At 61.1% G+C, this 12,511-nt stretch carries 14 protein-coding genes and 1 pseudogene; 7 read left to right on the forward strand and 8 right to left on the reverse strand.

Features of this window, described 5'->3' with window-relative positions; genetic code table 11:
• The first annotated feature begins 206 nt into the window (after positions 1-206).
• From DKT70_RS03165 to DKT70_RS03195, 7 genes and pseudogenes are all read left to right on the forward strand, one after another.
• Positions 207-1,217, forward strand: a complete 1,011-nt coding sequence (locus DKT70_RS03165; protein WP_111557751.1) for an SH3 domain-containing protein — start codon at positions 207-209, stop codon at positions 1,215-1,217.
• A gap of 31 nt (positions 1,218-1,248) precedes the next feature.
• Positions 1,249-1,542 carry a hypothetical protein gene (locus DKT70_RS03170; protein WP_111557752.1) on the forward strand — a complete coding sequence of 98 codons (294 nt, stop codon included), beginning with the start codon at positions 1,249-1,251 and terminating at the stop codon, positions 1,540-1,542.
• 5 nt (positions 1,543-1,547) lie between these two features.
• On the forward strand, positions 1,548-1,802 hold the full coding sequence (locus DKT70_RS03175) for a hypothetical protein (protein WP_111557753.1): 255 nt from the start codon (positions 1,548-1,550) through the stop codon (positions 1,800-1,802).
• Between the two features lie 10 nt (positions 1,803-1,812).
• On the forward strand, positions 1,813-2,127 hold the full coding sequence (locus DKT70_RS03180; protein WP_111557754.1) for a hypothetical protein: 315 nt from the start codon (positions 1,813-1,815) through the stop codon (positions 2,125-2,127).
• A 234-nt stretch (positions 2,128-2,361) separates the two neighbouring features.
• The gene (locus tag DKT70_RS03185) at positions 2,362-3,186 is read left to right on the forward strand and encodes a bestrophin-like domain (protein ID WP_111557755.1); all 825 of its coding nucleotides are present in this window, start codon (positions 2,362-2,364) and stop codon (positions 3,184-3,186) included.
• A gap of 394 nt (positions 3,187-3,580) precedes the next feature.
• Positions 3,581-4,648, forward strand: coding sequence for an IS110 family RNA-guided transposase (locus DKT70_RS03190; RefSeq protein WP_111557756.1), 1,068 nt, complete (start codon positions 3,581-3,583; stop codon positions 4,646-4,648).
• Positions 4,649-5,050: 402 nt separating this feature from the next.
• A pseudogene (locus tag DKT70_RS03195) lies at positions 5,051-5,815 on the forward strand (IS5 family transposase).
• 19 nt (positions 5,816-5,834) lie between these two features.
• Here the strand turns inward: DKT70_RS03195 and DKT70_RS03200 are convergent.
• The 8 genes from DKT70_RS03200 to purC all read right to left on the reverse strand — a co-directional run bounded on the left by DKT70_RS03200 (position 5,835) and on the right by purC (position 12,442).
• Complete coding sequence (locus tag DKT70_RS03200; RefSeq protein ID WP_111557757.1) at positions 5,835-6,383, reverse strand: hypothetical protein; 549 nt, start codon at positions 6,381-6,383, stop codon at positions 5,835-5,837.
• Positions 6,384-6,682: 299 nt separating this feature from the next.
• Entirely contained in the window at positions 6,683-8,017 is a 1,335-nt protein-coding gene (locus tag DKT70_RS03205; protein ID WP_111557758.1) for a glutamine synthetase family protein, read from the reverse strand.
• Positions 8,018-8,022: 5 nt separating this feature from the next.
• The gene (locus tag DKT70_RS03210; protein ID WP_111557759.1) at positions 8,023-8,847 is read right to left on the reverse strand and encodes an ABC transporter permease; all 825 of its coding nucleotides are present in this window, start codon (positions 8,845-8,847) and stop codon (positions 8,023-8,025) included.
• Positions 8,844-9,710: an ABC transporter permease gene (locus tag DKT70_RS03215; RefSeq protein WP_111557760.1), complete on the reverse strand. Its 867-nt coding sequence runs from the start codon at positions 9,708-9,710 to the stop codon at positions 8,844-8,846. Before DKT70_RS03215 ends, DKT70_RS03210 begins: the two co-directional genes overlap by 4 nt.
• Before the next feature lie 50 nt (positions 9,711-9,760).
• On the reverse strand, positions 9,761-10,495 hold the full coding sequence (locus DKT70_RS03220) for a transporter substrate-binding domain-containing protein (RefSeq protein WP_111557761.1): 735 nt from the start codon (positions 10,493-10,495) through the stop codon (positions 9,761-9,763).
• Between the two features lie 36 nt (positions 10,496-10,531).
• On the reverse strand, positions 10,532-11,332 hold the full coding sequence (locus DKT70_RS03225; protein WP_111557762.1) for an ABC transporter ATP-binding protein: 801 nt from the start codon (positions 11,330-11,332) through the stop codon (positions 10,532-10,534).
• Between the two features lie 94 nt (positions 11,333-11,426).
• The gene (purS, locus tag DKT70_RS03230; protein WP_072295419.1) at positions 11,427-11,666 is read right to left on the reverse strand and encodes a phosphoribosylformylglycinamidine synthase subunit PurS; all 240 of its coding nucleotides are present in this window, start codon (positions 11,664-11,666) and stop codon (positions 11,427-11,429) included.
• Positions 11,667-11,680: 14 nt separating this feature from the next.
• Positions 11,681-12,442 (reverse strand): phosphoribosylaminoimidazolesuccinocarboxamide synthase, encoded by a 762-nt coding sequence (purC, locus tag DKT70_RS03235; RefSeq protein ID WP_072295420.1) that lies wholly within the window; start codon positions 12,440-12,442, stop codon positions 11,681-11,683.
• Positions 12,443-12,511: the final 69 nt, after the last annotated feature.

The raw sequence follows: 12,511 nt of genomic DNA on the forward strand, positions 1-12,511 counted from the left end.
CTAATAGCTCATCTCGCATCAGGGCTTGATTTATCAGGACTTTATTTTGCCATTTTGAGGCATTGCGTGTGGAAATTGAACAGATAAAATTTGCACCTAGATAATATTTTTCTTGATTTTTTGGTTCGCGCGATAAAGGCTTCAACGTTAAACTAGACTTTCTCGGAACTGCCTGATTGGGAGATTGGGTCGTGCGAAGACTTTCCATGATGATTGCGGCGGTCTTTCTATCGGTGTTTCCGGCCATCGGATATGCCCAGCAATCAGCTGCGATCCGCTTTCCCGCAGGGGCAAGCAACACTCAGATCTCGGGCAGGATTTCGGGCCGGGACGAGATGCTTTACACCATCGGCGCCGAGGCGGGTCAGACACTCAGCATCCGCATGAATTCGGCCAATACGGCCGCCTACTTCAACGTTTTCGCGCCGGGCAGCGGTCCGGGGGATCAGGCACTGGCAATTGGCAGCATGACCGACCCGCTGAATGAATGGTCGGGGAGGCTTTCTGCTTCAGGAAATTACACCATTCAGGTCTATCTTTATCGCAACGCCGCGCGCCGTGGAGAAAGCGCGGCGTTCGATCTTGATGTCTCGGTGAAAGGCAGGCGTTTGGCGCGTGTAGAGGGCGATTTTGCCGATGGGCTGGCGGGGGGTCCGGATTTCCTACAGGTCAGCGTCGTGGGCGACGACACACTGAACCTTCGGGCTCGGCCCTCGGCCGGGGCGAAGATCCTGACACGGCTGGTCGACGGACAGAATGTCCGCAACATGGGTTGCCGCATGTCCGAAGGCGGGCGCTGGTGCCACGTCGGGACTATCGACAGCCGGTTCAAGGGCTGGGCATCGGGCGCATATCTGATCGAGGGATCAGCGCCGGAAAACAAATCGCAGGCACCGTTGCATTCCAGGGGCCCCGAGCGTGTGCACTTCGCCGCCGGCACCTCGGGGGCCACGTTGCACGGAACGCTCGCACCTGGGGATAGCCGCCGCTATGCGCTGAACATTCGGAACGGGCAAGACCTGGTCGTCGAAGTCCGCCACCGCGGCAATCCGATCTCCTACCAGATCTTCAACCCTGACCAGAGCTTCCTTCTGGATCAGGTGTCCAGCGACCTGCCCTATCGCGGCCAGGTCTGGCAAACGGGCGATCATGTCATCGAAGTGATCAATCGAACGAATGGCACGGTCAACTATACGGTCGTTTTTGGTGTCGACTAATCCAACCCGGATCGATGAAAGGACTGCCACCATGAAATTCACTGCCATCCTGTTCGCACTCGGCGCTGTTGCCACACTGTCCGCCTGCGTGGAAGAAGTCGCCGAAGCAAGCACTTCACCATCGCTCGCTGAACAGGCTTGCCTCCGCGATGTAACGGCCGTGACAAGCAATCCCGATGTGACGCTGCTGGGTTCTGAATTCTCAGAGGCCGGAACCTATGTGCGTGTCGGCGTCGGCCCAAGCAGGGCACCGTGGAAATGCATCGCCTACTCTGACGGAACCACCGACTCGATCGAGTCACTGACCGATGAGGGTGCCGCCTAGGCAGCATGCGGCGGCTTTCAGATGTCCTTTTCTGGGGGCTGATCGCGCTCTATACGCTTGCACTGCTGGTGTTGGCGGTCGGCCTGCTGGGGGCGGAGAAGGAGCCGCTCTCAGCCGTCTATGTCGTCATTCTCGGCCTGCCATGGACGAGGGCCATCGAAGGGGTGCCCGGATGGGCCTTACCTTGGCTCACAACCCTTGCGCCGCTTCTGAACATTGCCCTTCTTGGATGGCTACGAAGGGTCGCCAAGCGCCGCTAGAGGTTATGCCATGAGCAAGCTGTTTGTCGCAGCCCTGTCCCTTATATTCGGCCTCGTGATCGGCGCGATGCTGGGAGCCTTGCTGGTTGGCGGTGCCACCGGCATTGGCGTCGCGACCGGCCTCGGGGCAGGGATCTGCTCGACCGTAGAGGCCGCGTATGACGAAGGGCTACTGACTGCCGAGCAGGTAGACCAAGCTCTCAACCGGGCGGTTGCAAATCTGCGGGACCAGTGGGACAGCGAGGATACAATGCCCGTAATAGGCAGCGCTGCCGAATGCGAGCGGGTCATGGATGATCTTCGCGGCGTTTCGACCGCAGACTGAACAACCGTCCCTCTGCATTGCAAAAAACATAAAGAATGTCTCTCATCCCGAGTGGCAATGCGACGATCCAATTGGGGTCTCCTTGCTGGGACATCTTCGTCATGTTGCACCCCAAACGCGTTCGGGCGCGACGGAGGCATCGGCATCGTCGAAAAGGAAAACCTTGCTCGGAACCCTAAAATTATTTGATTGCCAGACGCAATTTTCTGACAATCTTTGCTGGCAAAATAACCGATGGACGCCAGTGTGACCGATAGCGTGAACTCGACCGTCATCGGACTGATGTCCACCGCCCTCGCGGTCGCAATTGTTCTGATCGCCTATTCCTTGGCCCGGCGTTTCCTTCAGCCTGGGCATGAGACAGATCGCACCTTCGAGCTTGCAGGGAACGTGGGCGTTCGGATCGCTGCCCTGCACGGGCTAATCCTCGCTCTCGTCTACGCTCAGGAACTTGACGATTACAAAGCGCTGCGGACTGTGCTGGTGCAGGAGGCTGTCGCGGTCTCGGACGTCTGGAATGACGCAAAGCGATATGGCGGAAGGCTGGAACCCGCTGTTCAACATGGCATGGCGGCCTATCTGCAGGAAGTGGTCGCGAACGAATGGCCGCGTCTCGCAGAACGCAAGGGCCTGTCCGGCAGGGCTTGGACGACCTGGGATGACGTATATGTTCAGATCCTTGACGCAAATCCCGAGTCGCCGCGGCAAGAGTATCTTCGCGGCCGGATGCTGGACCGTGTCACCGAAATCGCCTCTTTCCGGCAGCAGCGCGAAGCAGTCGCGCAGCGGACTTTTGCGATTTTATTCTGGATTCCGGCGCTCGTTGGTCTCGCGCTTCTAGCGGTCCCTTTTTATCTGTCTCGTCCCTCGAAAACGCATCTTATCCTGATGTCTCTGTTCGGCGCCTATTCGGGAATGGTGCTCTTCTTCATCTATGCGTTTTCCAATCCGTTTCAGGCCCCCAGCCGCCTTGAACCCATTCCGTTTCAGCACCTTCTCGACGGAGCCATAGGCCGAACACTTCCCACTGCTCCAGAAGAAACATCCGGCTCGCCCTGACAGATGCGATCAGACTACCCCCGATGGTCGCCTGCCCCCCTTTTCTCGGCCGCAGTCTGGTCGTGACCTGCTACCAATATTTCATCCGACTGCGACCGGAGCAAGGAAATGGGCCGGAAGGTCAGGCGGGGAGTTGTATGAGCGGGGATCGCAGTCATCGGCAAGCCTTTTGCCACTGCCTGCAGAATCCTCACACCAAATCAATCAGCTTTCGTCCCACATAGAAGACCGTGCCCGCACGATCTCGCTGCGCAAGGCACAAACGGCCGGTCTGTGGAAGCTGCACCGCAGCGCCAGCCAAGCACCGAGCGGCGGCTAATGGGATGTGTCGGCTGCTTCCCCACAGTTGGGTTACCCTGACGAGGGGTCAACCGTGCAACAAGGAGAAGTAGCCATGTGTGCAAAGAAGACCGGAAGCCTCGAAGACCTTGCCGTGGTCGGTGTCGATATCGGCAAGGACACGTTTCATCTGGTCGGGTTCGACCGCGCGGGCCAGCTGGTCATACGCAAACAGATCAAGCGGCTGGCGTTGAGTGCCACATTCGAACAGCTCCCACGCTGCATCGTCGGGATGGAAGCCTGCCTTGGCGCTCATTTTGTCAGCCGGACGCTGCGAGGCATGGGTTTCGAGCCGCGGATCATTCCGGCGATCTACGTGAAGCCCTTCAACAAGGGCCAAAAGAATGACTACAACGATGCCGAGGCTATCATGGAGGCTGCGTTGCGGCCGAACCTCCGGACCGTTTCTGAGAAGGACGAGGATCAGCTCGATCTTCAGGCCCTTCACCGGGTCAGGGCACGACTGGTTTCGCGGCGCACGGCCACCATCAACCAGATCCGGGCCTTCCTGATCGAACAGGGCATCACTGTCCGGTCGGGGCTGCGGGCGCTAAAGAATTCCTTCGAGACGATCCTCGAACAGCGACAGGACGAGATTTCGCCCCGGATGCGCGGCATTTTGATCGGGCTCTATGGCGACTGGCTTTGGCTGGACAAACGGATCGAGGACGTCTCGGGCCAGATCGAGGAGATCAGCCGCACGGAAGAGAACTGCGCCAACGTCATGACCATCCCCGGGATCGGTCCAATGATCTCGACGGCAATGGTCGCGGCAGTTGGCAAGGGGGAGGCTTTCGACCGAGGTCGGGACTTTGCCGCGTGGGTCGGTTTGGTGCCGACCCAATACAGCACGGGCGGGAGAACGATCGTCGGGCGGATCACCAAACGGGGCAGCCGCTATCTTCGCATGCTATTCGTCCAGGCGGCGAAGGTGATCATGATGCGTCAGAACAGGTGGTCCACCTTCAGCTTCGGCCCTTGGCTGACCGAAGCGGTAAAGCGCATGCCGCGCAACAAGGCCGCCGTTGCGCTGGCCAAAAAACTTGCCCGAACCGCATGGAGCGTTCTGCGACACGGAACCCGGTTCGACGCCCCAAAAGATATGGCCATGGAAACCATCTGACGCTTTCCACGGTCAAAAGGAGTTCGCGACAGAGAGGACAGCATCGAACGGAGAAAATACACCCCCAGAGTCTGACGGCCCTTATGGTCAGCAAGGACCTTGCCGCTAGGAGACCAAGGCGCGTGCGTAACCCCATCAAGGCCACGGTCTGCGAGCCGATCAAAAGGCCGGATACATATGAGCGATTTCCGAAGTCGTGCCAAATTCTCAATTGCGAACAGCAGCCGACACATACAAAAAGGCCGGGTCACGCCTTGCGGGCGCCGGAGGTTTGCTCCACACAGCCGGCCATGAGTTCAAGACAAAAAACGTCGCCGAAGCGCCTTGCATAAGCTTCTAGGCTCCAGACCCATTGATTTCAGTCCGTTGCCGTGATCCAGGCTCCGCAAGGAGACCTGATCTATGAGCAATCTTTACTGGCTGGCCGAGGCGCGGATTGAGCGCCTGAAACCGTTTTCCCCAAGAGCCATGGCAAGCCCCGGGTTGATGATCGAAGGGTTCTGAGTGGTATAATCTTCATCAATCGCAATGGTTTGCGGTGGTGCGACGTGCTTGGGGATTGGTCCGGCCAAAACTCTCTACAACCGCTGGAAACGCTGGAGTGAAAAGGGCGTCTTCGCCCGGATCATGGCGGGCCTGGCCGCCGAAGGCGCCAAAGGCGCCGATCACAAGCCTATCATGATCGACGCGACCTGTTTGAAAGCGCACCGCACGGCCTCCAGCCTGCGGGTAAAAAAGGGGGGGCGTGCTTGCCAAATCGGGCGCACGAAGGGCGGCATGAACACGAAGTGACATGCCGTCACTGATGCGAAGGGCCGCCCGATCCAGGTCTTCATGTCGGCCGGACAGGTGAGCGATGACACCGGTGCAGCCGCGCTGCTGAGTAGCCTGCCGAAGGCGGATTGGCTCTTGGGGGATCGTGGATAGGATGCCGATTGGCGACGACAAGCGTTGAAAGACAACGGGATAAAGGTTTGCATCCCCGGTCGAAAGTCACGCAAGAAAGCCGTGAAACATGACAGGCGACGGTACAAGCGACGCAACCGGATCAAGATCATGTTCGGCCGCCTGAAAGACTGCAGACGCGTCGCAACACGATACGACCGATGCCCCGAGATCTTCCTCTCCGCAATAGCTCTCGCAGCAACAATCCTCTTCTGGCTCTGAAAATCAATGAGGCTGGAGCCTAGGCGTCCTGATCAGATCGCCGAGTCGGGTGCGCCCATCGAGTCTTCCCGATGCCAGGTGGGCCGTCGAGGATCACCGGAGGCAGCCGGAAGCCAACATGTCCCTCGCGCACCGAGCAGCGCATTGCGTGCCAGGCATATTTGGTCGCGACGGACATCCAGGGCATCTCGGCATGCAGGGTCGCGGCCAAACCGTCCGCCTGATGCTCGTCCGTGATGGCAGCGAGGGCGACGCCGCTCTTGAGCACCGACAGCTTGTCCCGGTCTGACCTTTCGAGGTGCGCGATCCCTGACAGGCGCAGTTTGCGCTCGTGCAACCGGGCGGCCCGCCGATCCACCCGCGTGTGGCCTTCGGGCGTCAGGCTGACGCCGTCGAGGCGGCCCATGCAGGCAAGGTCGTAGAGCTTCTCCTCATCCTGCTCGCCCGGATCGACGGCGGCACGATCAACGCGGATCCGGGTGAGGTGCAGCATCAGGCGCTTGGCGATATTGCGCGGCGTGAGGTCAGGATCGGGAAAGCTGGCTTTGATGAAGGGATGACGGGGCATGAGCGGTCCTCGACAAGCTGGAGCGCATCGCCGCCGCCGGAAGGGTGCGACGGGGCAGAGGCGCAGATTGCAGAAGGACCCTGGTCAGGGCTCAGCGATGAACGTCGGAGCGACAGGCGTCAAGCCAGGGCTGCAAACCTGGTCCTGTCGCTGCCGATCAGGAGCCGTTGCAGCTCATTCGAACCCAAGTATATGACTTGTGGAGAATTTTTCTCCAACCCGACACGCGATGGCAGTTTTATGCGTGCCGGAATGGAAGTGACAACCGCAAAATGGCAGTTTTTCGGTGGTCATAACAATCAGACCGTATCCAGATACAGTTCGACCGTTTCCTCATCCGACAGTTCGGCCATGTAATGCAGTTCCTGCCGCTTGGTCATCAGGTAGTTCTCGACCAGATGGGCCGGCAGGATGCGGCGGATCTCGGGGCAGTTGTCGAAGGCCTCGATGGCCGCGCCCCAGTCACCGGGCAGCTGGCCCAGGTTCTTGTCGTAGGCGTTGCCCTTGAAGGGCGCGGGCGCCTCCAGCTTGTCTTCGATGCCGTTCAGCGCCGCACCCAGGATGGCCGCCACGGTCAGATAGGGGTTCACGTCGCCCCCCGCCACGCGATGTTCGATCCGCCGCGCCTTGGGTCCCGATGACGGAATGCGGATCGCCGCCGTGCGGTTCTCATAGGCCCAACCGATGCCGGTCGGCGCATGGGCGTTCGGGACCAGCCGGTCATAGCTGTTTTCATGCGGCGCAAACAGCAGGGTCGATCCGGGCATGGCGCGCAGGCAGCCGGCGACGGCCTGGCGCAGTTCCTCGGTCCCCTCCTCGCCGCCATTGTCGAAGATGTTGCGTCCGTCCTTGGTCAGGATCGAGAAATGCATGTGCAGCCCGTTGCCGGAAAACTGCTCATAGGGTTTGGCCATGAAGCTGGCCGCAAAGCCGTAATTGCGGGCGACGCCCTTGACCAGCGTCTTGAACAGCCAGGTGTCGTCGGCGGCCTTCAGGGGATCGGCCTGATGCATCAGGTTGATCTCGAACTGGCCGGGCCCGGCCTCGGAAATGGCGGTATCGGCGGGGATGTCCATCGATTCGCAGGCGTCGTAAAGCGTGGTGAAGAACTGGTCGAACGTGTCCAGCGCGCGCAGCGACAGAACCTCGCCGCCGGTGCGGCGCTTGCCGGACCGCGGGCTGGGCGGCACGCGCAGCTGACGACCGCTGTCGTCGATCAGGAAAAATTCCAGCTCGGTCGCGACGACCGGCACCAGCCCGGCCGCGTCATAGCGTTCTACCACGCGGGCCAGCGCCTGACGCGGATCGCCGTCATAGGGTCGGCCATCGGGGTGGAACATCCACAGGGGCAGCAGCGCGGTGGGCGAGGCCTCCAGCCAGGGCATGGGGACGAAACCGCGTTCAGTGGGCAGCAGCAGCCCGTCGGGGTCGCCGGATTCAAAGACCAGGGGGCTGTCCTCGACATCCTCGCCCCAGATATCTAGGTTCAGCACCGAATAGGGAAATTTGGTCCCCTCCTCGACCAGCTTGTCGGCATATTTCGCGGGCAACCGCTTGCCCCGTGCCACGCCGTTCAGATCGGCGGCCGCTACACGGATCGTCCTGACTTCGGGGTGTTCGCGCAGCCATTCCATCTGTGTCATCTCACTATCTGAGGGCGATACTTGACGCGCCGGACCTGCCCCGGAAGGTGTCGGTTCAGGCGCCTGTTTACCCTGCCAAACAGCCAGATCAAAGCCAAGGTGGCCGCGACGAAATAAGCCGCGGCAATCGGATAGGCCACGAAGGGGTTGAAGGTCTTGTCGGCGAAATAGCTGGCATAATAGAGCGCGTCGCCGCGCTGCTGGAACGCCGGAAAGCCGCTGAAATAGACCAGCGTCGTGGCATGGAACAGGAAGATCGCCTCGTTGGTATAGCTGGGCCAAGCCAACCGCATCATCGTGGGCCAGATGATGCGCCGGAACCGCGTCCAGCCGGTCATGCCATAGGCGTCGGCGGCCTCGACATCGCCTTTGGGGACAGACATCAGCGCCCCGTGGAAGATCTGGGCGGAATAGGCGGCGGTGTTCAGGATCAGGACGAACAGCCCCCCCGCCCAGGCCCGCGTCATCCAGCTGGTCTGGACCGTGATGCCCAAGATATCGACCCCCGCGCGGGGCAGCAGGACCAGCGCCTCGTAGGCGATGAAGAACTGGATGAACAGCGGGCTGCCGCGGAAAACAAAGATGAAGGCGTTGGCGGGAACGCGCGCCCAAGGATGACGGCTGGCCTTGGCCACTGCCAGCCCATTGGCCAGCACGAAACCGAAAGCCAGCGCCAAAAACGCGAAATAGAGGTTCCAGATCAGCCCCGACCCGATCAGCGTGAATTGCTGACACAGCGTGTAATCGGCCCGTGGCAGCAGGCGTTCGCCCATGCCGATGGAACGCAGCGCGTAATCGGTGATCGTCTGCGCGCAGCTCATGCGATGCCCCCCGCGCCCATCGTGGCCTGTCCGCGCGACAGGCGGCGCGTGACCCGCGCCAGGACGCGTTCAGACACGAAGGTCATCAGCAGATAGAAGATCAGGATCGCCAGGAAGTAATACAGCCGCCAGTCGGGATGTGGATAGCTGAAGGCGCTGGTCTTGGACCCGCCCAGTTCGCGCGCCCAATAGACGATGTCCTCGACCCCCAGCAGGAACAGCAGGGGTGTGGCCTTGATCAGGATCATCCACAGGTTCGACAGCCCCGGCAGGGCATAGGTCCACATCTGCGGGATCAGGACCCGGCGCGTCACCTGGCGCTGCGTCATGCCGTAAGCTTCGGCCGTTTCCAGCTGTGAATGCGGGACCGCCTGCATCGCGCCGTAGAGCACGTTCGCGGCAAAGGCACCGAAGACCACGGAAAAGGCGATGACGGCCAAGAAGATGCCATAGGTGTCATGCACCCAAGGGGGGCTGGTACTGAGTGGCAGCTTGGCGGCAGCGCAGACGACGAAATCATTGCCCTGACGGATCGGTTCGTCACCCTCGCACAGCATCTTGGCGCGCAGCCATTCAAAGCCCTGGTCCAGCGCGATCGGCACGAACAGGAAGAACAGGATGTCGGGAATGCCCCGCACCATGGAGGTATAGATCTTGCCGAACCAGCGCAGCGGCGCGATCCGCGACCGCGAGGCCATCGCCCCGCCGAAACCGAACAAGAGCGCCACCGGCGCGGTGATGGCCAGCAACAGCAGCACCGTTCCGAAGCTGCCATAGAACAGCAGATGCGTGCCGGATGTCAGATAGCATGACAGCCAGGCAAGCCCATCAAGTGTGGACGGATCGGTGCAATAGGAAAACATCGGATATCCCGGATGGCCGCCGCGGCCCGTGACCGCGGCGGCGGGTCATGTCACTCGAAGGTCAGGGCGTCGTCGCCGAACCACTTGACGATCAGCTCGTTCAGGCTGCCGTCTTCCTTCATCTCGGTGATGACAGCGTCGAACTTGTCCTTCAGCTCGGTATCGGACTGGCGCAGACCCATGCCGATGCCTTCGCCCAGGGGAACGGCATCCTTGCCGTCGACCCAGACCAACTCGCCGCCTGATTCCTCGACGATGGGGGCCAGGAAGTCGCGGTCGGCGAAAACGGCGTCAGCCTCGCCGTTGCGGACGGCGGCGACGGTCTGGTCGGGGTTGGGATATTCCAGCAGGGTCGCGCCGGTTTCGGCCACATGCCCGGCCTGAATGGTGCTGGTCTGGGCGGCGACGATGCCGCCTTCCACGTCCACGTCGGCCGACAGTGCCGCATAGGCCGACGGCATTGCGGGGGTATAGGGCTGGGTGAACTGGATGACCGCCTTGCGCTCCTCGTTGATGTTCATGCCGGCCATGATCGTGTCATAGTTCGACGACACCAGGTTCGGGATGATCGAATCCCAATCGTTGCGGACCCAGGTGCAGTCCAGTTCGGCGCGGGTGCACAGCTCGTTGCCCAGCTCGATCTCGAAACCGGTCACTTCGCCGGTCGCATCGTCGATGAAGTTATAGGGGGCATAGGCGCCTTCGGTGCCCATGCGGATGGTTTCAGCCTGTGCCAGACCGGCGGTCAAGGCCAGCGTGGCGGCGGCAATCATCAGGGATTTCATTGCGGCATAGTCTCCTGTTGGTGTTCGTTTTTTTGTTTAATGGGCCATCGTGGCCGACAGGAACTGGCGCAGACGGTCCGTCTGCGGGTTCCCGAACAGCTGCGATGGCGGGCCTTCTTCGCAGATCACGCCCTGGTGCAGGAAGACGACGTGATCGCTGACATCGGCGGCCAGCCGCATGTCATGGGTGACCATGATCATCGTGCGATGTTCGCCGGCCAGATCCTTGATGACCTTGACGACCTCCTGCTGCAGTTCGGGGTCCAGCGCGCTGGTCGGTTCGTCGAACAGCAGCGCCGTGGGCTGCATGCACAGCGCGCGCGCGATAGCGGCACGCTGTTGCTGGCCGCCCGACAGCTGGGCGGGCCAGGCATCGGCCTTGTCGCCGATGCCGACCTTGTCCAGCAGGGCCCGGGCGCGGGCCTCGACGGTGCCGCGATCCTCGCCCAGCACGGTCAGCGGCGCCTCCATGACGTTCTGCAGGATCGTCATATGGGCCCACAGGTTGAACTGCTGGAAGACCATCGACAGGTTGGTGCGGAACCGCGTCACCTGGGCACGGTCGGCCGGGGCGCGATCAAGGCCCTTGCCCTTCCAGCGCACGGCCTCGCCGTCGAACAGGATATCGCCCGCCTGGCTGTTCTCCAGCAGGTTGCAGCAGCGCAGCAGGGTGGATTTTCCCGAACCGGAAGAGCCGATCAGGCTGACCACGTGACCGCGTGGGGCGGTCATCGAGACGCCCTTCAGCACATCAAGCTGGCCATAGGACTTGTGCAGCCCGTTGATCTGGATGACCGGCGTGGTCGTGTCGGAGGGGGTCGGGGTCTGGTTCATCATCCGCGCATTGGGCGTCAAACGGCTCCGATTTGCAACGGGGACTTGCAGGCAACCTGACCATAAGGGCAGGCTGCCGCAACGTCATCGAAGCCTGTCAGGCGATCTCGATTGAGTATTTCTCGATCACGGTATTGGCCAGCAGGCCCTCGCACATCTTCGCCACTTCGGCGCGCGCGGCCTCGGCGTCGGTGGCGGCCAGGTCCAGTTCGATCAGCTTGCCCTGGCGGACGCCGGAAACGCCGTCATGGCCCAGACCGCCAAGCGCGTGGCGGATCGCCTCGCCCTGCGGGTCCAGAACACCGTCCTTCAGCATGATGGTGACACGGGCTTTCATCGCGGGCTTCCTTCTCAGTTGATCGCGGTCGGTTTCAGGCTGGTCGTGTTGGCAGGCATCAGGCCCAGCCGGCGCGCCACTTCGGTATAGGCGTCGGTCAGGTTGCCCAGATCGCGGCGGAACACGTCCTTGTCCAGCTTCTGTCCGGTCTTGACGTCCCACAGGCGGCAGCTGTCGGGGCTGATTTCATCGGCGACGATCAGACGCATGAAATCATTGTCCCAGACGCGGCCGATCTCGATCTTGAAATCGATCAGCTTGATGCCCGCGCCATAGAAGACGCCCGACAGGAAGTCGTTGACGCGCAGCGCCAGGGATACGATGTCGTCCAGGTCCTGCTGGCTGGCCCAACCGAAGGCGATGACGTATTCCTCGGACACCATCGGGTCGCCCAGTTCATCGTTCTTATAGCTGTATTCGACGATCGGACGGGGCAGCAGCGTGCCTTCCTCAAGGCCCAGGCGCTTGGAGAGCGAGCCGGCGGCAAAGTTGCGCACGATCACTTCCAGCGGAATGATCTCAACCTGGCGGATCAGCTGTTCGCGCATGTTGATGCGGCGGATGAAGTGATTGGGGACGCCGATATTGGTCAGCCCCTGCATGAAGAATTCCGACAGGCGGTTGTTCAGGACACCCTTGCCTTCGATCGTTGCTTTCTTCTGGGCATTGAACGCCGTCGCATCGTCCTTGAAGTACTGGACCAGCGTGCCAGGTTCCGTACCTTCGTACAGGATCTTGGCTTTGCCTTCGTAAACCTTCTTGCGCCGCGGTGCCATGGCCCCACCGTCCTTTCGGATGTCTCTCAAAGAGGCGACTTAGCGCAGAAAGGCATCGGGGGGCAATAC

This window comes from Paracoccus sediminilitoris (assembly GCF_003259195.1).
GTDB lineage: Bacteria > Pseudomonadota > Alphaproteobacteria > Rhodobacterales > Rhodobacteraceae > Paracoccus > Paracoccus sediminilitoris.